Annotated in this window: 19 protein-coding genes and 1 riboswitch; of the genes, 3 read left to right on the top strand and 16 right to left on the bottom strand. The window is 43.5% G+C overall.

Annotation, left to right across the window (positions count from 1 at the left end; genetic code table 11):
• Nucleotides 1-165: 165 nt before the first annotated feature.
• From NST85_RS06615 to NST85_RS06600, 4 genes are all read right to left on the bottom strand, one after another.
• On the bottom strand, nt 166-1,146 hold the full coding sequence (locus NST85_RS06615) for a DMT family transporter (protein ID WP_341188891.1): 981 nt from the start codon (nt 1,144-1,146) through the stop codon (nt 166-168).
• A 125-nt stretch (nt 1,147-1,271) separates the two neighbouring features.
• Nucleotides 1,272-1,425, bottom strand: a riboswitch (FMN riboswitch).
• Nucleotides 1,426-1,634: 209 nt separating this feature from the next.
• On the bottom strand, nt 1,635-2,477 hold the full coding sequence (locus tag NST85_RS06610; protein WP_341188890.1) for a MetQ/NlpA family ABC transporter substrate-binding protein: 843 nt from the start codon (nt 2,475-2,477) through the stop codon (nt 1,635-1,637).
• A gap of 97 nt (nt 2,478-2,574) precedes the next feature.
• On the bottom strand, nt 2,575-3,237 hold the full coding sequence (locus NST85_RS06605) for a methionine ABC transporter permease (protein ID WP_370877650.1): 663 nt from the start codon (nt 3,235-3,237) through the stop codon (nt 2,575-2,577).
• A 17-nt stretch (nt 3,238-3,254) separates the two neighbouring features.
• The gene (locus tag NST85_RS06600; RefSeq protein WP_127192096.1) at nt 3,255-4,010 is read right to left on the bottom strand and encodes a methionine ABC transporter ATP-binding protein; all 756 of its coding nucleotides are present in this window, start codon (nt 4,008-4,010) and stop codon (nt 3,255-3,257) included.
• A 340-nt stretch (nt 4,011-4,350) separates the two neighbouring features.
• Here NST85_RS06600 and NST85_RS06595 point away from each other — a divergent pair, with 340 nt between their 5' ends.
• On the top strand, nt 4,351-5,025 hold the full coding sequence (locus NST85_RS06595; protein ID WP_341188889.1) for an S-layer homology domain-containing protein: 675 nt from the start codon (nt 4,351-4,353) through the stop codon (nt 5,023-5,025).
• Between the two features lie 62 nt (nt 5,026-5,087).
• On the opposite strand, the gene NST85_RS06590 is transcribed toward NST85_RS06595, so the two are convergent.
• On the bottom strand, nt 5,088-7,601 hold the full coding sequence (locus NST85_RS06590) for an FAD-dependent oxidoreductase (RefSeq protein ID WP_341188888.1): 2,514 nt from the start codon (nt 7,599-7,601) through the stop codon (nt 5,088-5,090).
• Nucleotides 7,602-7,889 carry an ArsR/SmtB family transcription factor gene (locus NST85_RS06585; RefSeq protein WP_127192099.1) on the bottom strand — a complete coding sequence of 96 codons (288 nt, stop codon included), beginning with the start codon at nt 7,887-7,889 and terminating at the stop codon, nt 7,602-7,604.
• Nucleotides 7,890-8,019: 130 nt separating this feature from the next.
• On the opposite strand from NST85_RS06585, the gene NST85_RS06580 reads away from it, so the two are divergent.
• Nucleotides 8,020-9,171, top strand: a complete 1,152-nt coding sequence (locus NST85_RS06580; RefSeq protein WP_341188887.1) for an amidohydrolase — start codon at nt 8,020-8,022, stop codon at nt 9,169-9,171.
• A gap of 47 nt (nt 9,172-9,218) precedes the next feature.
• Here the strand turns inward: NST85_RS06580 and NST85_RS06575 are convergent, their stop codons facing one another.
• The 9 genes from NST85_RS06575 to NST85_RS06535 all read right to left on the bottom strand — a co-directional run bounded on the left by NST85_RS06575 (nt 9,219) and on the right by NST85_RS06535 (nt 21,948).
• A complete protein-coding gene (locus NST85_RS06575) occupies nt 9,219-9,530 on the bottom strand; it encodes a YciI family protein (protein ID WP_341188886.1) in 312 nt (103 codons plus the stop codon).
• A gap of 22 nt (nt 9,531-9,552) precedes the next feature.
• The gene (locus tag NST85_RS06570; protein ID WP_341188885.1) at nt 9,553-12,129 is read right to left on the bottom strand and encodes an ABC transporter substrate binding protein; all 2,577 of its coding nucleotides are present in this window, start codon (nt 12,127-12,129) and stop codon (nt 9,553-9,555) included.
• Nucleotides 12,130-12,799: 670 nt separating this feature from the next.
• Nucleotides 12,800-15,151 (bottom strand): glycoside hydrolase family 65 protein, encoded by a 2,352-nt coding sequence (locus tag NST85_RS06565; protein WP_341188884.1) that lies wholly within the window; start codon nt 15,149-15,151, stop codon nt 12,800-12,802.
• Between the two features lie 61 nt (nt 15,152-15,212).
• Entirely contained in the window at nt 15,213-16,304 is a 1,092-nt protein-coding gene (locus tag NST85_RS06560) for a carbohydrate ABC transporter permease (protein WP_127192103.1), read from the bottom strand.
• Nucleotides 16,304-17,386: a carbohydrate ABC transporter permease gene (locus tag NST85_RS06555; RefSeq protein ID WP_341188883.1), complete on the bottom strand. Its 1,083-nt coding sequence runs from the start codon at nt 17,384-17,386 to the stop codon at nt 16,304-16,306. The genes NST85_RS06560 and NST85_RS06555 overlap by 1 nt, the downstream gene beginning before the upstream one ends.
• A 183-nt stretch (nt 17,387-17,569) precedes the next feature.
• On the bottom strand, nt 17,570-18,985 hold the full coding sequence (locus tag NST85_RS06550; RefSeq protein WP_341191082.1) for an ABC transporter substrate-binding protein: 1,416 nt from the start codon (nt 18,983-18,985) through the stop codon (nt 17,570-17,572).
• A 354-nt stretch (nt 18,986-19,339) separates the two neighbouring features.
• Nucleotides 19,340-20,344 (bottom strand): LacI family DNA-binding transcriptional regulator, encoded by a 1,005-nt coding sequence (locus tag NST85_RS06545; protein ID WP_127192106.1) that lies wholly within the window; start codon nt 20,342-20,344, stop codon nt 19,340-19,342.
• A gap of 119 nt (nt 20,345-20,463) precedes the next feature.
• Nucleotides 20,464-20,973 (bottom strand): NAD(+) diphosphatase, encoded by a 510-nt coding sequence (locus tag NST85_RS06540; protein ID WP_246054046.1) that lies wholly within the window; start codon nt 20,971-20,973, stop codon nt 20,464-20,466.
• Between the two features lie 60 nt (nt 20,974-21,033).
• Nucleotides 21,034-21,948 carry a LysR family transcriptional regulator gene (locus NST85_RS06535; protein ID WP_127192107.1) on the bottom strand — a complete coding sequence of 305 codons (915 nt, stop codon included), beginning with the start codon at nt 21,946-21,948 and terminating at the stop codon, nt 21,034-21,036.
• Between the two features lie 110 nt (nt 21,949-22,058).
• Here NST85_RS06535 and NST85_RS06530 point away from each other — a divergent pair, with 110 nt between their 5' ends.
• On the top strand, nt 22,059-22,676 hold the full coding sequence (locus NST85_RS06530; protein WP_127192108.1) for a histidine phosphatase family protein: 618 nt from the start codon (nt 22,059-22,061) through the stop codon (nt 22,674-22,676).
• Between the two features lie 214 nt (nt 22,677-22,890).
• On the opposite strand, the gene NST85_RS06525 is transcribed toward NST85_RS06530, so the two are convergent.
• The gene (locus tag NST85_RS06525) at nt 22,891-24,654 is read right to left on the bottom strand and encodes a glycoside hydrolase family 9 protein (RefSeq protein ID WP_170220172.1); all 1,764 of its coding nucleotides are present in this window, start codon (nt 24,652-24,654) and stop codon (nt 22,891-22,893) included.
• Between the last annotated feature and the right edge of the window lie 10 nt (nt 24,655-24,664).

Raw genomic sequence — 24,664 nt, 5'->3', positions numbered from 1 at the left:
TTTCTATCGGGAGACTTGGACTTTGCTCAGTGACTGAATTTCACAAAAAAACGTGCTACCGCCGTATCCATAAATACAGGGTAACACGCTTCTGAATTGTTTAAAAGTATCCGTATACCAACCTGAAATCTAAGCAATAGATCCATTCGATTAAAAACTGGGTCTTTATTTCTGAATGGAAGCTGTACCTGCTCCTTCGTCTTTGCCTTGTCCCTGTCTAGATATAACGAACAACGCTCCCCAGATCAGAATAAAGCCAACAATTTGTGGACGAGTGATCACCTCTTGGAACACGATCCAGTTAATAAGCACCCCTACCATCGGGAAGCTGAGTTCAGCTAGTGTCGCGACCGAAGCCTTCGTCGTAGTCAGTCCTTTATAATACACTAACAAACTGAGTAATCCTGGCAACAATGCCTGCCCGAGTAAATTAAGCGAAACGCCGGCAATAGCGGATGTACCTGATGGTATATTCCATGCTGCTCCTTCACTCCAAGTGAAAGCGAGCAATATCGGCAAAGCGAGAATAAAACGTAACGATGTCACAGTCTCATATTTCATTTGGCCTACCATCATACGTCCCATAACCGTTGATCCACCCCAGAGAGCGGCTGCTCCTAGCGACAACAAGCTACCTACTTGTACAAAGTCCTTCCAATGACCTATAGGTAAAGTAAAACCGAAGGTTAACAAGTACGTACCACCCAATGCGATCAAGGCCAGTGGGAAGAAATAGCGAGGCAAAGATTCCTTCAGTAACAATCTAGCTAGAATAATTGCGAATAGTGGCTGTAGCTTTTGTAACAAAAGAACGGCATTGAGATTGCCGTTAGTCAGTCCCATGGTAAAGAGCACCGTCGCTATAGCTGATCCACCCCACGAAATGAAGAGCAACGCCCCAACCTGTTTCCATCCCAGACCACGTAATTCACTACGGTTCTTCCACATTAACGGAAACATCACTAAGGCAATAATGACATGTTCGAGTAGTACAATTTGCGCCGAGGTGAGCGTATCGAGCAGAAGGATCCTAAATAGAGGATCAACTCCCCATAGTGCTGCTCCTAATACGACTAACCAAAATCCACCTCTTGCTGAATCTCTTTTCATCAATGCTGGTTTAACATTTGCGCTTACGTTCTCCATTTGTCTGTCCCCTTCTTGAATATGGGGTCTACAGCAGAAAGCCCCTGTTATCGACAAATCATCGACAGTAACAGGGGCTGATCAAATAAGCTTGCACAGGAAATAAAGCTGCCGCATGCTATATCTTTGATCTTCTCCCATCCGGACTTTACCGTCGGCCTTGGAATTACACCAAGTCAGTCGTCATCGTTATCCAATGACGAGTCGCGGGCTATAGTTCATTCACCAGGAACGAACCTCACCGCCGGTCAGGAATTTCACCTTACCCCGAAGATCCATATTCAATTGAATTGTAGTTGTATTTAATGATATGAACTGTATTCATTGTACTGCGACAAATGTCCACTCTCTGTTAAGTAAGTCACATTGAATTGAAAAATGCTTTAGTTTCATGAAATACATATTCACTTACATTAATATAGCATCATTTTACCCATTTGTAATCCACCAATCTGTGGAGAGCGAAAAAAATCTACAGAAAACTTCAATTATTTAAACGCAGGTACGGCAATCTCGTCGTAATTTTCCTCTAAAAACTTTTTCACTTCTGGACCAGACATCACTTTAGCAAGCTTCTGAATGATCTCAGAATCCTGATTATCTGCACGAGCCACTAGCGTAATCACGAACTCCGAATCATCGGTTTCTGTAAGTAGTGCATCTTTCTTAGGCGTCAATCCAAGTGGGCTGGCATAAGCAGGTGTCATGAGAACCAAATCGGCATCATCCAGCATACGAGCAAGCATCAGTAGGTCGACCTCTTCGAATTTAAATTTTTTCTTATTTTCGATAATGTCGCCTTGTGTAGCCTGAATACCAACGCCTTCCTTCAGCTTAATTATTCCGGCTTTATCGAGCATGACGAGCGAACGGCCGATATTGGTAGGATCATTCGCAATCGCGATGGTTGCCCCCTCAGGTAACTCTTCCATTGATTTGTAACGTTTAGAATAAGCACCATAGATCGCATTATAAATCGGCTGAATCGGAACGAGTTCTGTATTTTTATTTTCATTGTATTGATTCATATAAGGGACATGCTGGAAGAAGTTTGCATCCACTTCTTTATTAGCAAGCGCATCGTTCGGCTGAACGTTATCGGATAGAACAACAACCTCAAGGTTAATCCCTTCTTCCTTAAGCAGTGGCTTCACCACATCTAGAATTTCCGTCATGGGTGGAATCAAGGTCGCAACTTTCAGGGTTGTTTCTGTTTGTGCAGGTGTATTGTTCTTGTCCTGCTCCGGTTGATTCTCTTTCGCTTGATTGTTACCACAACCAGCTATAACAACCATTAGCAGCACTAGCATCGACATCATTTTTTTGTTCATGATTAAATTTACCCCCTATGTGTATTAAATACCATTTTCTGTCGATAGGTGACTGCTCCTTGGACAAACGATCCATTCGGTCGCTGCTACCTAACGCTTACCTTCTATCCAACTTTCTAGCAATAAAACCTCCAATGAATTGGATGCTTTGGACCAAAATGATCATCAAGATGATCATAGCTGCCATGAGTTCCGTCTCAAAACGTTGGTACCCGTAGCGGATCGCAAAGTCGCCAACTCCCCCGCCCCCCACTACTCCCACTACAGTCGAGTAAGAAATAAAACTAATCGTGGAGGTTGTAAGGCCTAGTACTAAGCCAGAGCGTGACTCTACGTACAAAAACTTAATGATTATTTCCAGTTTGGATGCCCCCATGGATTGCGCCGCCTCGATAACTCCACGCGGAACCTCTAACAACGATTGCTCCACTAACCTGGAATAAACAGCAATCGCTACTATTGCCAAGGGAACGGAAGCCGCAAGTGTTCCAATCGCCGTTCCAATTAGAAGACGAGTTAGCGGAATCATAAAGACAACAAGTAATAAGAATGGAAATGAGCGAATGATATTAACTAGGTTATTCAGCACAAGAGATACAGAACGGTTCTCGTAAAGTTGTCCCTTCCGGCACAGATACAGCAAAGTACCTATAGGAAGCCCGAGCAGGATTGCCGCACCAATGGAAATCCCCACCATCACGAATGTTTCTCCGATCGCCTCGACAATCTCGGATCGATATTTGACCACTTGATCCAGCATGACAGACAAGTCAAACACTATGCATCCCCCGCTTCACCTAACAGTTGTTCCCGAAACGATGGCGGAAGAGGAAGCGCCGAATCCCTGCTACGCCCTTGCAAAGCAAAGGTATCGGTGATTGAACCATTCTCCATGACGGACACGGTGTGGCAGATCCTTTTGACCACATCCATCTCATGTGTGACAATGGCTATCGTAACGCCCAATGTCTCATTAATATGTCTCAGCACTTCCAATATTTCCACCGTGGTCTTGGGGTCAAGTGAAGACGTGGGTTCGTCGCATAGGAGCACCCGAGGATGATTAGCGAGTGCTCTAGCAATCGCCACCCTTTGCTTCTGCCCTCCACTTAACTGAGCAGGATACTGATCCGCCTTATCTAACAAACCAACAAATCGTAAGCACTCGGCAACACGCAGTGCCCGCTCTTTCTTGGGAATGCCCGCTAGCTCGAGTGGAGTGGCAACATTCCCACTCACTGTCCGATTATGTAGTAAATTAAATTGCTGAAAAATCATACCGATCGATCTGCGCGCCTCACGAAGCTGTATCTCTGACATTTGAGTCAAGTCAGCCCCATTAACCATAACCTTGCCTTCGTCTGGAGGTTCCAGAACGTTCATCATTCGTAGAAGTGTGGATTTGCCTGCACCACTTTCACCAATGATCCCGTGAATCTCTCTTTCTGCAATGTCGAGAGTGACAGATTTAACGGCTTCAAAGTCCCCCTCCCGCAGAGCATACCTTTTGCTTACCTGTTGCAGCGAAATGATAAGGAATTCCCCCTTATTTTCGACTTGAAAAACTGTACTAATTATTTGTGTTAGCTGTTTATACGGATAATTGGCTTAATTATAGACTATACGCATTGCTGTGTCACTAATAATATTACACTATTTAATTCTGGATCAATAGTACAATCAGTTCAAGAAAATATGTATAACGTAGATTAATGACCGCTACGCGGACGGATTATCCTTACGATCGCTGTTTCCTCCAAATTTGTTTGTATATATCGCAGCACTGATTGCTGTTTAGAGCCTGATGCAACATTCCTATAATATCCACGTCAGAATGAATATAACTATCCATCCAACTAGAAGAGGTGATTTCATGTCATTCCAACGCAAGCTATTAACCGCAACTATTTCCTCCGTTGCCGTACTGTCCCTGTCATTTGCAGGATCAAGCTTCGCTGCCACGAAATCTTTTGCTGATATAAGCAGTACTGCAGCCAAAGACAGCATTATATTGTTGCAAGAAAAGGGAATCCTACATGGGACAAGTAGCAATAAATTTTCACCGGAAGCTACGTTGACTGGTGCTCAATGCGTGCAGCTCATAGTCAATGCCCTTGACCTAAACTTGAATGCCATCTCATTTGTTAAAATGCCTGAGGTCACCGATTATTTTACAATAGCTAAGAACGATGCTTGGTATGCCCAAGCCTTGATCATTGCATCCGTTCATGGATTCGATTTGCCTGCTGACTTCGATCCAGTTCATAAAATGACCCGTGAGGAGTTCACACACCAATTAATTTTGGCAATGGAACATCAGGGTCAACTGCCTAAGATTAAGATAGTTCCTATGACATTCGGAGATGACACCGAACTGGAAGTCGCTTATCAAGGAACTGTTCAACGTTCACTTGTACTTGGCATTACCAAGCTTGATGCAGACGGTAAATTCCACCCTAAAGCTGAAATTTCTCGTGCAGATGCCGCTATACTTATTAATCAGGCACTAGAATACCTGGCAGCTCATCCGACTCCGTCAACAGAATAGGTTATACCTATAAAAAGGGATACAGACATTCAAATGAATGTACTGTATCCCCATTTTTTATATTATATAAATAGATTATGCCCGGATTGATCGGCTTGGCCTAGATAATAGCCAACTCCACCAATTTTGACGCCGTCGATCAGTTCTTCCTTTACAATTCCCATGACATCCATGGACATCTGGCAGGCAACCATCTCAACGCCTTGGTCTACCGCAGATTGAATGAGTTCTTCAAGTGAAGCAATATTACGGGACTGCATCACCTTACGAATCATGATGGAACCGGCACCCAGCATATTCATATTGGACAGGCCCAATTTGCGACTTCCCCGTGGCATCATAGCTCCAAACATGCGGCCGATGAAGCTTTTAGAGACGTTTACTTTGTCAGGTCTGCGCAAGACATTAAGTCCCCAGAAGGTGAAGAACATCGTAACTTTTTTACCACTAGCTGCAGCCCCGTTTGCAATAATAAATGAGGCAATCGCTTTATCCAACTCGCCACTAAAAACAACCATCGTACTTCCTTCGCGCGAAGTCGAACTTTGTACAGTTGCTGTTGCTGTATTCTCCGCTGGAACAGGGGCTGCTTTTTTTCGCAAATAAGCCTCGATCATACCTTCTGGCTTTCTCTCGATTTGCAGTACTTCAGCACCAGCCATTCTCGCCCAGGCCTTAATATCTTCATAGAATCCAGGGTCGGAGGCTGTGACCTTTAGAACGTTCCCATCCTGCATTTGGTCCATCTGCTTCTTGACGCCAATTAAGGGTCCAGGACAACTAAGTCCGCAGGCATCAAGCGTAACATTTGCTTCGAATGTCTCCACCTCTAGTGCTGTTGCCACTTCCTCTTCCGCTGTTTTATTAGGTAAAATACTCGGCTGAGCATTAGCAGCAGCTCCTGCTCCTGTATCTCCCGTAATGCTCGCCGGTTGATATTGGCTCATTAAATAGGTACTGTAACCTCCGGTCAAATTTCTGACCTTAAACCCATGTTGGCTTAGAATCCGCGAGGCTGTATAACCACGTAGACCCACTTGGCAATATACCCAGATTTCCTTATTCTTATCCAGTTCACCCAGACGGCTGCGCAACTCATCGACTGGAATTAACAGCGAGTCAGGAATATGACCGTTTGCATGCTCTATTGCCGACCGCACATCAACTAGCACCGTATTTGAAGTATCACGTGACTCCAGATCTTTTGGCAAATAGACCGCAGTCCTACCACTCACCACGTTCTCAGCTGTATACCCTGCCATATTAACGGGGTCCTTAGCGGAAGAGTATGGCGGAGCATAAGCCAGTTCCAGTTCAGCAAGATCACTCACATTACCTTTAAAATGGATAACTGTTGCAATATCATCAATTCGCTTATCCACTCCAATATAACCAACAGCTTGAGCGCCGAGTATCGTTCCACTCTCATTAAACAATAGCTTGATGGTCATAGGCATGGCACCCGGATAATAAGAAGCATGTGAATTGGGATGAACATAAGTGACATGATAAGGAATACCTAGCCGGGTTAAAGTCTTTTCGTTGTTACCTGTTGTAGCCCCGGTAAGCCCGAATACCTTGATGATCGAGGTGCCTTGAGTTCCGCGATACGCGGTAGGTAATCCTGCGACGTTATCTGCAGCAATCCGCCCCTGTTTATTAGCTGGACCAGCCAGTGGAACTGCGGTTTTGAACCCACTCACGTAATCAGTTACCTCAATAGCATCTCCCACCGCATACACATGTTCAAGATTGGTTTCCATACGTTCGTTGACGACAATATGCCCTCTAGGCCCAAGTTCCAGCCCACTTTCTGACAGGAATCCAGTATCCGGAGCAACCCCGATCGCTAGCACTACGATATCAGCTATAAGCGCTGTCCCACTTACCAAATTAACTAAGGTTTGTGTACCTTGCTCAGCAAAAGATGCAACACCGTCATTTAAAACAAGGTTAACTCCATGCTGTTCAAGTTCCTTAGACAACTTACCTGACATTTCATAATCAAAAGGTGCTAGTAATTGTGGACCCCCTTCGACCAATGTCACCTCTAGACCCAATTCCCGCAAATTCTCGGCCATCTCGACCCCAATGAATCCCCCGCCGATCACAACAGCTGTACGGCATGATTGTTCCGTGACCAGCTTCTTAATTCGATCCGTATCCGGAATATTGCGCAGTGTATGAATCCCTGACCCGTTTATGCCTGGTAGCGGCGGCTTAATCGGACGAGCACCAGGTGAGAGAATTACCGCATCGTAGGTTTCATCATATTCGCCACGTTCTTTACTTCTAACACGGACGGTCTTTGAGTTTGGATCAAGCGAGATCACTTCACTTTCAATCCGTACGTCAATGTTGAATCGTTTGTACATGGCTTCTGGAGTCTGAATCAACAGTTTGCTGCGTTCTTTAATCGAGTCTCCTATATAATATGGCAAGCCACAATTAGCAAATGAAATATAATGATCCCGCTCGAACATGACGATATGTGCATCCTCATCCAAACGGCGTAACCTTGCAGCTGCCGAAGCTCCTCCAGCAACTCCGCCGACAATTAATACTTTTTTACTCATTTATAGTTCCTCCCCAAAAATAGCCTCAATTAGTTTAATCACGGTGTCATTCTTGATCATATAGTTGATCTCCAAACCACTGCGCTCAGCCACAACAATCCCTGCATTCCGTAGCTTCTGCAGATGCTGCGACACGGTAGATTGCGGAATATCGAGACATTCCTGCATATGGGATACATTACAGCGTCCCTTCTCCAGCAAGCCTTTGACGATGCATAAACGCACCGGGTGAGCTAAAGCTTTGAGCAGTTCAGAGGCTTCATCATAAGCTTTGAAATTATTGTCCAAGTGATGCCAACTCCTCATACCTAATATTTATATATCACTATATTACGATATAACGATATATAAAGCAAATTTCATTGACTATTCCATTTCCAGTAATTTATTATTTAGGGATTAGAGAGGGAGTATGATCATGACAATAAAACCATTAGAAGATCAATTGATACAATTCCGTCACAACCTACATACTTATCCTGAATTATCAAATCAAGAGTTTGAAACGACACTTAAAATACGCACAGTACTCGAGCAATACGGGATTTCAATTTGTGATTTACCATTAACTACGGGCCTAGTTGCTGAAATCAAAGGAGATCTCCCCGGTCCAATCATAGCTTTACGTGGAGATATTGATGCACTCCCAATTCTGGAACAATCAGATGTGGATTTCCCCTCCCTACATAAAGGCGTTATGCATGCCTGCGGTCATGATTTTCATACCGCGGTGATGCTCGGTGCAGCGATCCTACTGAATGAACAGAAGATGATTTTACCTGGGACGGTACGTATTCTGTTCCAACCTGCTGAGGAAACTGGACATGGTGCCATAAACATTCTGAACACGGGGATTCTGGATCATGTATCGGCTATATTTGGTCTGCATAACGATCCTACCCTCAAGGTGGGGGAGTTCGGAACAAAGACTGGAGCTCTAACTGCTGGGGTAGATCGTTTTGAAATTCATGTGACAGGAATTGGTGCGCATGCTGCCAAGCCACATGAAGGTAATGATCCTATTCTTATTACCGGAGCGATTATTGGGGCACTTCAAAGTATTATCAGCCGGAATGTGTCCTCTTCTGATAATGCCGTGCTCAGTATTACACAAATTCACAGTGGGACAACATGGAATGTGATTCCAGAGAGTGCCTATTTGGAGGGAACCGTTCGCACGTTTAATAGCGAGACTCGTTCCTATATTCGCAAGCGTATGGAGCAAATACTGCGGGGAATCGGTGAATCGTTTGATGCAAAAGTCACGTTAAACTGGCATCCAGGGCCGCCTTCTGTTATGAACACGGCCGAATGGGCTGACTTATCGCTAGAGATTGCTACACAACATGGCTATGATGCGAAGACGATCCCGGTCACTTCAGTTGGTGAAGACTTTGCCTACTACCAAGAGAAGCTCCCGGGTGCTTTTGTAATGATTGGCTCTGGTGGTCCTTACGATCTACATCATCCGAAGTTTAAAGTCGCTGATGCTGCACTTTATCCCGCATCCACCTATTTTGTAAAATTGGCGTTTGCCGCATTGGAGAAATTACAGGATAGAGAATCATAATCTGCGAGAAAATAGATTCCGGCATAAAGCTGATGGGGCTCCTTGTGTTATCCCATCCCCATATGATTGTTGGCCTCACAAGATAGTTCCCAGGTTCGTAACTCGTAGGTTTCAACACCTGCCCGCACATACGGATCAGCTTCCGCAATTTGCTTGGCCTCTTCAAATGAGTCTGCCTTAATGATGACCATTCCACCACGGTAACCAATAAATGGTCCGCAGAGTTCAAGCTTGCCTTGACCGTCCAGCTGCTTCAGATGCTGGACGTGAGCGCGGATCAATTCCTCAGTCATCTCTTTGCCAGGTACCTTAGACAATAAAATCACATAACGTAAGTCCTCTTCATTTGTCACGTACATTAAGATCACTCCCTCTACTAAGTTACCCTACTCTCTCCTTAACCCAATCGACTACTTCATGTCCTGGAATCGGTCTACTGATGAAATATCCCTGGATTTTATCACATTTTGTACGTTCAAGGAAGGCCAATTGCTCTGCCGTTTCAACCCCTTCAGCAGTGACATACAACCCCATATCATGACCCATCGTTATAATCGAACTGGCAAGTGATCTATTGTCTGCTGCATCGATACCATCGATAAACGACTTATCAATTTTCAAAGTGGTAATTGGTAGCTGCGTCAAATAGCTTAAGGAAGAATATCCCGTTCCAAAGTCATCCAATGCAATCCCGATCCCTTTATGCTTCAAGAACTCTAGCTTCTTACTAATCTCCTCGAAAGACTCCATAAAGATAGACTCCGTAATTTCGAGTTCCAAATATTGTGGAGAAAGTCCCGTATCTCGCAGAATCTTAAGCACCATATCCGTGAAGTCATCCATCATTAATTGAACAACTGAAATATTGACTGAGATATGATAATTTTTGTAGCCTTGTTCCTGGAGCCCTTTAATAAACCCGCAAGACTCACGCAACACCCATTCTCCAATAGGTACAATTAATCGAGAATCCTCTGCTATTTTTATAAAAGATAACGGCGATACAAAACCAAGCACAGGGCTGTTCCAGCGTATTAAAGCCTCAAATCCCCAATTCTCACCTGTACCAAGATCTATCAATGGCTGGTAATGTAGAGAAAGCTCATCATTCGCTATTACATTTCGTAATTGGTTCTCAATGATCATCCGTTCATCGAAATGCTGCTGCAGGGCTTCCCCGAAAATAACAAAGGTTCCTTTCCCCGTCTCTTTCGCTTTATACATGGCGATATCCGCATTTTTCATCAACTCTTCCGCATTCAAGCCGTTCTTAGGATACCTAGCAATTCCTATACTTGCTGAAATATAAACAAGACTTTCATTTAACAGGAAAGGCTCCTTGAAGTATTCAACGATAGACTCTGCATAAGCCATAACCTCCGCAAACATGGTGGTTTCCTGTAGCAGAATAACAAATTCATCCCCACCGAGTCTGAAAATACTACTACTTCCATCCGCTAGACCCTGCAACCGCTCCCCAACTTTAACTAACAATTGGTCACCAAAGGGGTGCCCCTTCGTATCATTAATATATTTGAAATCATCGATATCCAAAAAGAACAATGCCGCCTGATCATCTGAACGTTGCTCAATGAACGTCCTTAATTCCTCCGTTAAAGACAGTCGGTTCGGTAGACCGCTTAACACATCGTTATAGGCTAGATGTCGGTATTTCTCCTCACTAGTCTGTAGCAGCACCTGATTGTTTACTAACTTGTTGTATTGTTCCTGCAGTTCATCTTGCAGAGCTGTAAGCTCTTCGTAAGTAATCTCCAATTCCTCGTAACTCACTTGTAGCTTCCGTCTCATCCGTTTATCTCGTATCACATAGAACACTAGAACAGCGATAAACGCTAGTAATACAACAAATACTCCAATGATACTAAGGACAAGACCTCGATAGGTTTCGTAGAAAGAGAACGGTTTGTTAATAATCTCGCTGTCACTCGGTAACTTATTTATTGAAATATGAAACCGCTGCAGCTCATTGAAGTCAAACACCCTGCGGTTCAAATTGTTCGAAGCTATCGGTATGTCTTCGGGAGCTGTTCCTTGCAAAATTTGCAGTGCCATATCCCCAGCAGTATGTCCTTGATTGATCCCGCTAACGAGATCCCCGCCAATCACTCCATGGTTCAATGCATACTCGTAAAGTCCATATACAGGAACACTGCTTGTCGAGCTTATTTCACTTGCAAAGCCATCAAATTCAATAATTTGTCCCGTGGAATCGCTATAATAGGTAGTCAATAAAATAATGCTGTCCGAGCCAAGCTGGGATACCTTCTGCATGATTTCTTCATTAGAGAGAGCATTCATAGGGATAAAATTCAACCCAGGATCTAACGACGAGATCTTTTCAGCAACTAATTTCCCTGTGGAAATACCGCTCTCTGTATTATCATAAACAACATATATATTCTTAATCGATGGATTTATTTCTAAACTCATCCGTATGGTTTCTGTTGGATCAATCTCTTCAATTACGCCAGTAATATCCTTCTGGTCTATTATACTTTCCAGGCCAACCCGATTAATCCCGCTAAATACAATGGGAGCTTCATTCAGAATCTCCTTGCGATACCTCATTGCAAAATTAAGCGCGCTATCGTCTGTGACTATAATTACATCAATATGTATTTTTGCATACTTTACTTTAATCATCTCATAAAAATTCTGAATGTTAGCGTCTGTCGGATATCGTTTCCAATCCATATACTCACTAAAAATAACTGGAGTTGTTTCCGCCCCTTTTAGCTTCGCTTCAATACTGTTATTCTGATCATCTGTCCAAGTATAGCCCTTATGGTAGGAATTCAGGATCAATACATTCTGAGTTGAGGTCTGCTTCGCATTAGCAGCTTCTGGAAGATATATTGTTAAGCTGAGACCTATCACAATCAACAATACAGCAATCCAAACCTTCGATATCCTGAGATAAATTCTCTCTTGACCCATCTGTGCACTCTCCCATTCATCTACGCTCTTAAGCTATACCTAAATTTTTAAAATGGGGAAATTCGACAAATTACTCACTTCTACCTTAATTCGTTGGGCTTATTACTTATTCCTTCTTTTAACAAAAATATGCTTTAATTTTAAAGCTATTGCAGAGGCTTTAAGCATATAAATCCGCGCCTGATGGGGCTTTCAGGAGGAAATTAGCATGGCTTGAAGATAGAGCTAAGAATTGGTTGAGGATGCGAGAGGAGTGTGTGGGGAGTTCGAAGATGGGTCGAGAATAGTTCGAGATGGAGTGCTAGAATAGTTCGACGGCGGATCGAGAATAGTTCGGATGGAGTGCTAGAATAGTTCGAGAAGTAGCTCTAGGACCGAATTTAGAAATGAACTAACTGGAATTTCTCCCGCTAATGTGACTAGTATCTGCCGAGAGAAAAACTAACTGGAATTTCTCCTTATAATTCGTGGATTTTACCAACAATGATGATCAATCGATTGAAATAACTGGAGAATTTCCAGTTACATAGTGGAATATTAGTTTTCCGAAGCATTTACCTGGAGGTTTTCCAGTTAATTTGGATCAGGCATCAGATACCTCCGACTTTTTCTCCATAATTAAAAATAGTACTACTGAAATCATGATTTCAGCAGTACTTCAGTAATGAGGTTACTTTACAAACGGAACTCTAACCGGGGCTTGCGGGGATAACAACAGCGGATGATCTCTATGTTTGATTTCTAATCCATCACCTTCTAATAGAGTATAAACAACTCCTTGCCCATCGACGAAGATGTCTACTAGTTGCCCACGATTCAGAATTTTGAAGCGATAGCTTTCCCATTGTCGTGGTAGCGCTGGACTGAAGCACAAGACACCATCATACAAGCGCATTCCGCCAAAGCCATTCACGATAGACATCCATGAACCTGCCATGGCAGCCATATGCAGTCCATCTTTAGCATTACGATTGATATCTTCAAGATCCATACGAACCGTACGATCAAAATAGGAGTAGGCTCCCTCCAAGTCTCCGATCTCCGCAGATATAATACTATGAATGCATGGAGAAAGTGAGGAATCATGCGTAGTAAGTGGTTCATAATAATTGTAATTTCTAACTTTATCCTCTAGCGTGAACCATTCTCCAAGTAAGAACAAGGCCATGACGAGATCAGCCTGCTTGAGTACTTGATGACGGTAAATGACCAGCGGATGGAAGTTTAATAGCAGCGGATATTTATCCGCTGGAGTGTTGTCGAAGTCCCACTTCTGCTTGCTGAGAAATGTATCGTCCTGCGCATAAATACCTAGCTTCTCATCAAAGGGAACAAACATTTTATTTGCAGCGTCTAACCAGACACTTATTTCCCTTTCCGTCAAACCAATCTCCTGTTGTAGGCGTTCATAATGATGCGGATATTGCTGCTGAAGTAGCCTCGCAGTCTCATACGAATAACATAGCTGATCCTGCACCATCAAATTGGTATAGGCATTATTGTTGACGATGGCTGTATATTCATCAGGACCCGTAACGGCATCAATGCAGAAGGACCCGCCTTTCGCAGGATTGAAATGTCCCATATCAGCCCAGAAGCGCGATGTCTCGAACAAAATTTCCGCACCCTTCGTCACGAGAAAATCATAATCACCAGTTGCTTGCACATATTGCTTAATTCCATAGGCAATATCGGCATTTATATGTGCCTGAGCCGTGCCTGCAGGGAAATAGGCAGAGTTCTCCTCCCCATCAATAGTACGCCATGGATAAAGCGCCCCCTTCTGTGACATCACCTGGGCCCTCTCCCGCGCTTTGCCAAGTGTGGCATAACGGAACTCTAGTAACGCCTTACTGACCTCCGGCTGTGTATACGTAAAGAAAGGCAGAATGTACATTTCGGTATCCCAAAAATAGTGGCCCTCATACCCTTCCCCAGTCAATCCTTTAGCACCAATATTTGTCACACCATCACGCCCTGCGGATTGCAGCAGTTGATAAGCATTGAAGCGAATCCCTTGCTGAAGCGCCGGATCTCCGCCAATTTCTATGTCCACACGATTCCAGAATTTATGCAGAAATGCCTGTTGCTCAGAGGCAAGCTCCTCGAATCCTCTTTGTTCCGCCATCCGCAGCACTTCTGCTGCTCCGCTTAGCAGTTCATCTTCTGCACAATCCTTGGAAGTATGATAAGAGATATATTTAGTAAATGATATCGTTTCCCCATTCCGCATCGAGAGAGTAAACCCTGCTGAAATGCGCTCTCCATCCAAAGTTTCCGAAATTTGCGCGTCAGATACCGACTGTATCGTATGACTCATAGCTGTCAGTAGCGTAAACTGAGTATGCCGGGTCCTTTGTTTCATCCAAATGAAGTGTTCCTCATGCCTAGCATCTTCCAGCAATAAGTTAGGCTCAGCATTTCCACCTCCTAACCGTGGATCATCTGTTGCCTCCTGCGTAGCAACTTCACCGTTCATTATGGATGTAAAAGTAATCTCTCCCTCAAAGTTCAGCGCCGTCAACTCATAATCGATAACCGCTAAGTGTTTGTGCTGTAAGGAAACCATACGCCGAATCCGTATCCGTACACGATGACCAGCCGGTGATTCCCATTCTACCAGTCGGTGCAGAATCCCCTTTCTCATATCCAGTTCCCGCTTATAATCATGAATTTGTCCGCTATTCAAATGAAAGGCATGACCTTCAACAGTTAGCTCGATTATTTTGGCATCGGTCACATTGAGCATGGCCTGATTACGTGTGGGATTTCCATATGAACCTTCTGGGTATACAATCGGCTCTGAGTCGTAAAATCCGTTCAAATAATTTCCGATAACCGAAGTACCCCTTGTACCGTGATAACCTTCCTCAAAGTTACCACGCATGCCAATATATCCATTACCTAATGCGAATACACTCTCACTTCTTTGGTTGTTCTCTTCATCATAACGATCCTCACTGAGGTTCCACTCATGGTACGGATATAACGCTGCTGGATGCTCGTATGGTTTCATCTTCATCTCTGTATAAATCCTCCTTATAGCAGACTTCATCTGCTGTAGCACTATGATTACTTCATAACTATCCTTTGATCGATCCACCCATAAGACCTCTGACGAAATACTTTTGCAATAAGAAGAAAATAGCTAATGGCATCAACATTGAAATAAATGCGGCTGAGGTAAGTAGATGCCAATCGTTCCCACGTGAGCCGACCAAATCGGCAATTTTCATCGACATGACCTGTACACCTGGTTGATTACCAATAAATATGAGTGAGACGAGATAGTCGTTCCATACCCATAAGAACTGGAAGATCCCAATGGACGCCAGAGCGGGTACAGACAACGGAAGAATAAGTTTGGCAAAGATCGTAAAGTGACTCGCTCCATCCATAAATGCGGATTCGAACAAATCCTTAGGTAATTGGCTTATAAAGTTATACATAAAATACGTGACAAGTGGGAGACCAAAGGCGGTATGTGCTAGCCAGATTCCCAAATAACTGCCGTTCAATCCAAGCGATGTGTAGTCTTTTAACACTGGTATCAGTGCGACCTGAAGTGGAATGACCAGCATGGCGATAATCATGACGAATAAGGTTTTGCGACCCGGGAATCGTAGCCAGGCGAAGGCATAAGCAGCAAAAGAAGCAATCAACACCGGAATTACCGTTGCCGGAACTGCGATCGTAAGTGTGTTCCAGAAAGCTTGGGATAACCCGGATCCTTTCTGCACAGTTTCGCTACCATCCGCTTCTTTGAGCTTATATTCCTTGCCGGACAACACATTTTTATAATTTTCTAATGTAAGAGTAGGCTTAAACGCCCAAGCTTGCTCTTGTACATTAATTGTTCGTGCTCTGCGGTTCTCCCATAACAGACGGTTGCCATCTACCGTAACGCCCGCTTTTAATTGATCGTCAGTATAGGTCGTGCCATTAACCTCAATCGGCTCTCGCAGATCCACTTCCTTATTAAGCTGAATGGTCTCACCCGCACTCCATTCTTGGTGAGGAAATACCTTCCACCACCCAGTATGCAGAATATCCGTTGCCGGACGGAAAGATGAAATGAATAGCCCAAGCGTCGGCAATAACCAAATGAGACATATGACTCCGAGTACAATATTTACTAGCGTCTTATTGCCTTTTCTCTTCTTCTTCAAGGCCATTAGAATCCCCCCTGCTTGCGGAACTGACGCAAATTAATAATGATGACAGGTAAGACCGCAATCAGCAGAACAATAGCTAGCGTCGAACCGTAACCGAAATTCCGGTACATGAAGAACTGCCGATAGAACTGTGTTGCTACTACTTCTGTATCGTATTGACCTCCCGTCATCACCATGACGACGTCAAATATTTTCAAGGTAAAGACGATGATCGTCGTTGTGACTGTCAGGATTGTCGCTGAAATGTAAGGAATAATAATGCGGAAAAATATTTTTATTTCGTTCGCGCCATCCACACGTGCTGCTTCCAAAATATCCTCAGGAACTCCCTTGATTGCTGCTGAGAAAATAACCATCGCAAACCCCGTCTGCATCCAGATCAAGATGATAATAAGGAAGAAATTGTTCCACGGCTGAATCATACTCGTCCATGCTTGCGGTTCGCCGCCAAAAAAAGTAACAATGGCGTTCAAAAGTCCAATTTGCTCATCGCCTGGTTGATAGTAATAAATGAACTTCCAGATCACCCCTGCTGCAACAAACGATATGGCCATCGGCATGAAAATAATCGATTTAGCGACTTTCTCATAACTGCTGCGGTCCGCAAGTATGGCGATTAACAACCCCATGGCTACACAAGCCAGCGTTCCTATGAACACCCACAGGAGATTGTTTCGCAGCGCAGTTGCCATCAGGCGGTCACTGAAGATCGCAGCATAGTTGCTAAGACCGACAAACTTTTCCGAACTCGCATTGAAAAAGCTCAAATACAGCGTTCGTAGTGCAGGCAACACCAACAGCCAACCTAGTAAAATAACCGCTGGCCCGATAAAAATATACGGGAGGAATCTTTTGACGATATCATCAGGGTACTGCTCAAGCGCCCATGTCAGGGTGTAGTAAATCAGGTATACGCCCAGCACTCCCCAAATGACGGCAAGTATCGCAGTGATCAGCGGATTAAGCGTTGAATCTCGAAAGAATAAGAAAATCAGGCCATTCACGACGATATTAGCTAACAATACACCGAGCGATAAGAGCACTGCCTTGGTACTGATCCTTTGCTTTGTCTGTGCACTCATAGTCTTTCCTCCTTAAAGTTTTGCGGAGCAAAACTCACTTCGAAAGCATCGAACCACCTACTACTAATACAAAAGGAGGGGCGGCAGATTTTGTTCCAATCATGCTGCCCCTCCTTTTGCGGTGTCGTGTTACTGGATTAGATCCAGTGAGACGGATATTCTCTTGTTGTGTGTGGACTCGTATTAGTTATCCCAACCGGATTGAATTTGTTTCAACGCGTCATCCAGATTAGCTGTTCCACTTACATAGTCGGTCATACCCTTCCAGAAGGTACCCGCACCTACTTTTCCAGGCATAAGGTCAGATCCATCAAAGCGAAGTGTGGAAGCTTCTTGAACTAATTTCGCCATCCGGCGGTCGGATTCTGAGCTGTACCAGTCAAGTGAAGCATCATTCATTGGCGCGATGACACCACCGGATTGAACCCAAGTCTTGATCGACTCACCTGTTGTGAAGAATTCCATCACAGCACGAACTTCAGGACGGTCATTAAACATCGAGTAGATGTCACCCGCTACAAGTACTGGTTTACCGTATTGCGGATCGATTGAAGGTAAGTAGAACCAATCATAATCTGCATCTATTTTGGCTGTTTCAGGGAAGAAGCTAGTAATAAAGTTAGCTTGACGGTGGAGCCAAGCTTTCGGTGGGTTATCGAACAACGGAAGCGCAGCATCACCAAATGCGGTTGTAACGATAGATTTAGTGCCGCCATATACATAGTCCTTGTTCATCCAAATATCAGACATAACTTCTACCGCATGTTTTACTTCTGGGGAAGTGAATGGCAGCTCTCCTTTTACCCATTTGTCATAATTCTCTGGAGTGGTAGTACGAAGCATGATATCCTCAACCCAGTCTGTTGCAGGCCAACCAGTTGCCGCGCCACTTTCAATGCCGATACTCCATGCGGGGTCACTATCTTTAGCAATTTGCTCAGTCAATTCCATCATTTCATCCCAAGTTTCAGGAATCTTATAGCCAGCTTCTTCAAATTGTTTCTTCGGATACCACACAAGACTTTTCACATTACTACGATTCCAAACCCCAGTCATAATCTTGCCGTCTTTGCCATCCATGGTAGCCATATCAAGCCAGCTTTGATTATAGTTAGCTTTCAATTTGGCCTGATCCAGAATATTAGTTAAGTCAATTACTTTACCTGTCTTGGCAATAGAAGCTAGCAATCCCGGTTGTGGGAAATCAGCGATATCCGGAGCGTTGCCGCCATCAACACGAATGTTGATTGTAGCTTCAAATTCCTTAGAGCCCTCATACTGGATATCAATCCCTGTCTTCTCCTCGAATTCTTTGATGCTGTTCTCAAATTTCACTTGATCGGCATCTACGAACGGTCCGAACATGGATACTTTAGTTCCTTTATATTCACCCTTCATCGCAAGTTCCAATGGTGTTCCAGTTGTCTCAACAGGAGCGACTGTGGTATTGTCCGTCGTTGCTTGGCTATTATTTGTAGCTGGAGTTGGAGGATCATTCTTAGCAGCGTTATTCCCTCCCCCACATGCACTAAGCAACATGGCAAACGATAGACAAAGCACCAAAGCCAAAGACATTTTCCGTCCTATAGGTCTTTTCATCTCTGCAACATCCCCTTTAATCAAATTTAAAGTAAAACATACTTTACTCATCTGAGGGTCTAGTTGATCGATTTTCATAGACTTTTTTGTCTGTTGAGCGCGGATCACCTCCTTCTTGCAAAGGTTTTCAAATAGGTCGGCGTTGCACCGGTAGAATGTAATTAAATTACATAACAGCGCTTACATTTGTACTTTATCATACTTTTTATGTGTTTCCAATATGATTTATTCATGTTTTTTCTTAAAAATCGTGATATTTTCACTATACGAAGCGATTTCAGTGCTACTTTCGGGCTTTACACATTATAGTTTGTGAAAAGCTTTTCAAACCTTGTTGAAAGAAATGAGCAACTCTCATTTTTCCCGAGATGATTCTCTTACAATCAGCTTATGCTCCATCTTCTCTCTGCGTAATTCAACAGATCCGGTAGTGATTAATTCATGCAACTTCTCTGCCCCGCGGTACCCGAGTTCATAAATCGGCTGTGCAATTGTAGTTAGCTTTGGAATGAACATACTCGCCATGCGAAGGTTATCAAAACCAACCACAGACACCTGACCTGGAACAAGGATATTCCGGTCTTTCAGATAAGAAATCGTACCCATAGCAAATTCGTCAGCAACACAGAACACCGCCGTCAAATCTGGAAAATCGGTAAACAGTTCATGGGTAGCTTGATATGCATGTTCATAACGATGGTTAGCGTATTTGATCTTCTCGATGTTACGTTCGAGTCCAAACTCCGTTAAGGCTCTTATGAATCCCTCATAACGCGGTGGACCCGCAATTGAGTTGTCGTGGTTGAAGCCAATCATCCCAATTTCTTTGTGACCCAGCTCGATCAGGAATTTTACCGCATCATAAGCGGCAGCCTCATCATCAATCTCCACAGATGGAATATCATATTCATCCGAATGTGAGGACACAAGCACAAATGGAATCCGACAGCCGACCAATTTGTCATAATACTCGGGATAAAGGATATCACTGGCTAATACGACCCCATCCACCTGTTTCTCATGAAAGGTATCGATGTAAGACAGCAAGCGGTCCTTGTCTCTGTCCGTATTACATATCATCAGACTGTAACCAAGCTTGATACACGCATCCTGAACTCCTCTAATTACCCCTGCGTAATATAAGTTCTCGATATCAGGAATGAGCAGGCCCAGAGTAAATGACTTCTTGTAGATCAGACCACGTGCAAACGCGTTGGGTTGATACTTCAGTTGCTCAACGGCTTCCAACACTCGCTCTCGCTTACTCTCGATCACCGAATTTGGTGAATTCATTACACGGGATACCGTACTAATGGATACCCCCGCCATCTTGGCAACATCTCGAATCGTTGATTTCATCGCATGACTTCCTTTTTTTAGAAAACCTTTTCAAAGCGATTATATCAAGGGTTTTACGAATTGACAATCATGTTTTTGAGGGGCTTGTATAGGGGGCTAGTAGCACTAGCCCCTTATCATTAGCCGACCGAATTATTCGCTTCCGTTTGCTCAAGAATCGTCAGTAAGAAGGACTCTGCCAAACTTTGTTTCTTAATAACCTTTCTAGCCTCATCAAAAGTAAACCACTCCGCCTGCTCAACTTCTTGATTAATTTGCAAGAGTGATTCATCACGTGTAACAGAAACAAAGTTCAGCATCAGCGTATTGGAACGTTCAAAATACATACTTCTCATATACTTGTATTCATCGACCTCTAGTCCTACTTCTTCCTTTACTTCGCGAATAAGCGTCTCTTCTGCTGTTTCCCCACGATTGATATATCCTGCCAGCAAGATGTAATCTTCCATATTATATTGACGGATCAGTAATACCTTATTCCGTTCTTTGTTTAACACTGCTGTGCTAATTGCCGTACTAAAGATGGGAAAACGAAATACCTGACATGTATCACAATAAGGGATCAGTCCCTCTCCGTCACATTCCTTGGCGTGCAATTCCGTTCCACAAGCATAACAAAACTTCATCATCACAAATCCTCCTACAACCTCTGAAATGAATTATTTATTTTTTATTATCCTACCATTGCTTCACAAGCTTTCGGCTACCGTATCCAAATGCTTGAAGACTAAAGAGATGAATTCATTAACAAATTCCTCTTGATGCTCCCTTTTCCTTGATCCTAGTAAAATAGAGTTCGCTGAAGAAATCCCCGGCACATCTACTCTAGCAAGTACACCCCGTTTGAATAAAGGTTTCGCTATTAGAGAGGATACAAAGCTTACGCCATAACCTGCCATTACAGCTTGAATCGTCTCATTAAGTCCATTAAATTGCAATTCAATTTTAGGAGGATTGATCTCTAGCTCCCGACATTGTTGAAATAACCTCTCTCTCGCCGCGCTCCCTTCTTCTCTCATAATAAACGGCTCAGATGCAATTTCTTCAAGTGTCACCTCTTGTGACGAATACTTATGCCCGGGGGCTACTACGAACAAATACTCATCTCTATACAACTCTCGACTTTCAAATAAATCCGCATCAATGAAAGGCACTCCAATATCGCTATAGATCGCTACATCCGCCTCAAAATTAATTAATTTTTCAATAGCATTGTGAGAGTTAACAGTTGAAATATGTACTTCAACTCCACTAAATTGTTGCTTAAATAAAGAGGCCCACTTAGGAATCAGTACACTCGTTGCAAGATAATTTCCCGCAATCCGTAATTTCCCTTCAGGATAGTTATGATAGTCTTCGATTAGATACCGGACCTGCTCCTCGATTGCAAATAACTTCTCCAGCGGCTTAATCAACTTGTTCCCGAGAGGAGTTAGAACCAGACCTCTACCCTGGATTTGCAATAATTTAATGTCGTTGTCTTTTTCAAACTTGCGAATTTGTGCCGATATGGCTGGCTGGCTAATATGCAGCTTCTCTGAAGCTTTCGTTACACTGCCAGTTAACGCAACATAATAAAATAATCTCAGCACATGAAGGTTCAAACTGCATCTCCACCTATAAATTTAGTTTATGTATATTAGATATTATATATTATTAGTTTATATATCTACACATTATACTAGTCTTACATTACGACTAGGAGGAATACAGAATGGAAACTACTTTATATTTGACTCGTCACGGACAAACCGAATGGAACCTATTGAAGAAAATGCAAGGTCATAAGGACTCTCCTCTCACCCCATCCGGTGTTCAGCAAGCCGAGTGGTTAGGAGAACGCTTATCCACCATTCCATTTGATGCTATATATTGCAGTTCCAGTCCCCGAGCGATCACTACTGCAGGTATTATTTCAGGTCATCGAACAACTGAGATCGTAAAATTGGATTCACTACGAGAAATAAACATGGGGCTATGGGAAGGCCAGCACATAGAACAAATCACACAAGATTTTCCTACTCAATTCAGTCAATTTTTCAATGAACCTCATCTATACCAACCAACGGGTCAAGGGGAGAGCTATAGTCAATTGCTAGAGAGAACCCTTCCTTCGATTCAAGATATCTTGATGAAACACAGGGGCCAACAGGTACTTATTGTTACTCACAGGATCACATTAAAAGCAGTTATGAGCTATTTCATGAAAAAACAGCTGAATGAAATCGGAACGATGCCCGACCTTCACCCAACTGCTCTGTGTAAAGTTACTATGAATCATGACGTCCTAAATGTTGATTTATATGGTGACACCAGTCATTACCGGGATTAAGCGCGCCTCACTTCGGGAATTGTTCTAACGGATGAATGAAAAAGTCTTGATGTAAATAAACGTAAAATCAAAATTATTGAACATATACTGGTTGATTCCGATTTTATGAAACAAGTTCTTCGAAATACTAGATCCCTATTGGCATAGAAATTCAAACCCACCATCTCGTTGACAAGATGGTGGGTTTGGAGTGCTTACAACTTATCATTCCCTACTAATTTAAATCTCCGAGTGCAACAGCATACATATACCATGATGCATGTGGTAGCCATTGTTCACCCCAGCGCCAGTTGTCATCGATCACACCAGGGATGGATTTAGTGAAAAATTCAATTCCCTCTTCGTTCGAAGGATCTCCAGTAATCCCGTTACAAATCCCGCCCGGGCAATTCATGTAATCGAAGCCATATACAAAATGGTACTCCGGATTATTCCGGCCTGATCCTTGGAGCATACAGCTGTCATAAGGATTGAGCCCCAGAATCCAATTGAGTTGATGATCTGCATAAACTTGCAGCTCCGCCTTTAAGTTGTCTTGTTCGTCGAGGTGTTTACTTAAAAGCCTCGCAGCAGCGGCAAGAGATGCCAATCTTGCATTTTCACCTTGCCACCATGGGGAAGCCTCCGTTTGATGAGGTAGGAAAAAAGCCGTATATCTACTTCCTTCACTACTTTGGACCAATTGACGTGCAAGACCAAAAGGATTGCTTACTTCTTTGGTAATGCCTAATTCAAACTGCATCGCTTTTTTTACCGTTTCTAGTACTTTAGCTCGCATATCCTTGTTCTTCTCAATCTCTAAATAGTTCAGCAGTGCGATCGCTGGCAGTCCTGCATCTGAAGGATGAAAGAACGGACGCCCTTCGTCATTGGCACTCCAATAGTCCTTCCAATCTCCACTGGAATGTAAATATTCGAGCAATCGATCCGCGCTTTCGCCAGCTTTTTTGAGATAATCTGGTTCCAGAGAAGCTTTATATAATTCAGTAAGTGCTGTCAACGTACAGTATTCATCAAGAATATTGGATCTTCCATCATTCAGATACCGATGATTGTTCTCCTCTAGATAAGAGTAAGCTTCCTTCGCCGCTTCTAGATATTGTTCGCGTGTATAGTCTCCTGGATAAGAATACCTACTCGCCGCCGCCAAGGCAGCAATGGCAAAACCCGCTCCCTGACGAAATCCAGTCTCATAGGATTCATCAGTAATGACCTCTTCACCCGCTGTTGCTGCATCTCCGAACTGTGTGGATGAACCTTTATATTGGAAGGAGATCACCCGATCCTCCGCTTTCATAAACTCACCTACCCGCTTTACCGAGCGAAAAAAGGTCCCTGAAGGCGCCATCATCCTATACATATAGTCCGCACCGTACATGGCTTCGTCCATGATTCTGCGCTTGAATTGGAAATAACGGGGATTCCCTGAATCCTCAAGTAGTTCATGCGCTTTAAACAACACCCAAGCTGTAAATGATCCTTGCTGCGGATTGAAGTAGGTTGTATGCGACTGATGAGATAAGTGTTTACCATAATCTCCAGTAGCATCATACCATCCTCCGTGCAAGTCGTGACGACCTTTTCTATCTCCGGCAAAAGGGATGTGATGATCTGCCCTGTCGAAATCACCGGTACAGCGCTGTGCTTTGAAATAAAATATAACATCTGAAAGACTTTGTATTCCCAGTAGATTATCCTTAATTAAAAACTCATAGGAACGAAGGTTTCCTGCCGAGGTGTCACATTCAATATAATAACTTCCTTCTTCTTGCACGCTATCAAAATCTAAAGTCCAGAAGTACCAGTCCTTCCAGCGGTTCACTGGACCACTGTTCACAGCTGTCCCGCTGTATACTACGGATCCTGTTGCTCCCTCAACAATTCGAAACTTGCCGGCCTCGTCGCCGTCTTGTCCAATGATAACTGCGTGTTTTGAAGCACAGCGGGCATAGCCTATATGATTCATCAGTATTTTCATTGTTACTTCA

This window comes from Paenibacillus sp. FSL K6-2524 (genome assembly GCF_038005525.1).
GTDB classification, from domain to species: Bacteria; Bacillota; Bacilli; order Paenibacillales; family Paenibacillaceae; genus Fontibacillus; species Fontibacillus anaericanus.
This window is presented reverse-complemented; position numbering and strand designations above follow the sequence as displayed.

Coding starts and splice junctions, on each gene's coding strand:
- NST85_RS06615 (WP_341188891.1), bottom strand. CDS start 1,146: ATGGAGAACGTAAGCGCAAATGTTAAACCAGCATTGATGAAAAGAGAT.
- NST85_RS06610 (WP_341188890.1), bottom strand. CDS start 2,477: ATGAACAAAAAAATGATGTCGATGCTAGTGCTGCTAATGGTTGTTATA.
- NST85_RS06605 (WP_370877650.1), bottom strand. CDS start 3,237: ATGCTGGATCAAGTGGTCAAATATCGATCCGAGATTGTCGAGGCGATC.
- NST85_RS06595 (WP_341188889.1), top strand. CDS start 4,351: ATGTCATTCCAACGCAAGCTATTAACCGCAACTATTTCCTCCGTTGCC.
- NST85_RS06590 (WP_341188888.1), bottom strand. CDS start 7,601: ATGAGTAAAAAAGTATTAATTGTCGGCGGAGTTGCTGGAGGAGCTTCG.
- NST85_RS06580 (WP_341188887.1), top strand. CDS start 8,020: ATGACAATAAAACCATTAGAAGATCAATTGATACAATTCCGTCACAAC.
- NST85_RS06575 (WP_341188886.1), bottom strand. CDS start 9,530: ATGTACGTGACAAATGAAGAGGACTTACGTTATGTGATTTTATTGTCT.
- NST85_RS06570 (WP_341188885.1), bottom strand. CDS start 12,129: ATGGGTCAAGAGAGAATTTATCTCAGGATATCGAAGGTTTGGATTGCT.
- NST85_RS06565 (WP_341188884.1), bottom strand. CDS start 15,151: ATGAAGATGAAACCATACGAGCATCCAGCAGCGTTATATCCGTACCAT.
- NST85_RS06560 (WP_127192103.1), bottom strand. CDS start 16,304: ATGGCCTTGAAGAAGAAGAGAAAAGGCAATAAGACGCTAGTAAATATT.
- NST85_RS06555 (WP_341188883.1), bottom strand. CDS start 17,386: ATGAGTGCACAGACAAAGCAAAGGATCAGTACCAAGGCAGTGCTCTTA.
- NST85_RS06550 (WP_341191082.1), bottom strand. CDS start 18,985: ATGAAAAGACCTATAGGACGGAAAATGTCTTTGGCTTTGGTGCTTTGT.
- NST85_RS06545 (WP_127192106.1), bottom strand. CDS start 20,344: ATGAAATCAACGATTCGAGATGTTGCCAAGATGGCGGGGGTATCCATT.
- NST85_RS06540 (WP_246054046.1), bottom strand. CDS start 20,973: ATGATGAAGTTTTGTTATGCTTGTGGAACGGAATTGCACGCCAAGGAA.
- NST85_RS06530 (WP_127192108.1), top strand. CDS start 22,059: ATGGAAACTACTTTATATTTGACTCGTCACGGACAAACCGAATGGAAC.
- NST85_RS06525 (WP_170220172.1), bottom strand. CDS start 24,654: ATGAAAATACTGATGAATCATATAGGCTATGCCCGCTGTGCTTCAAAA.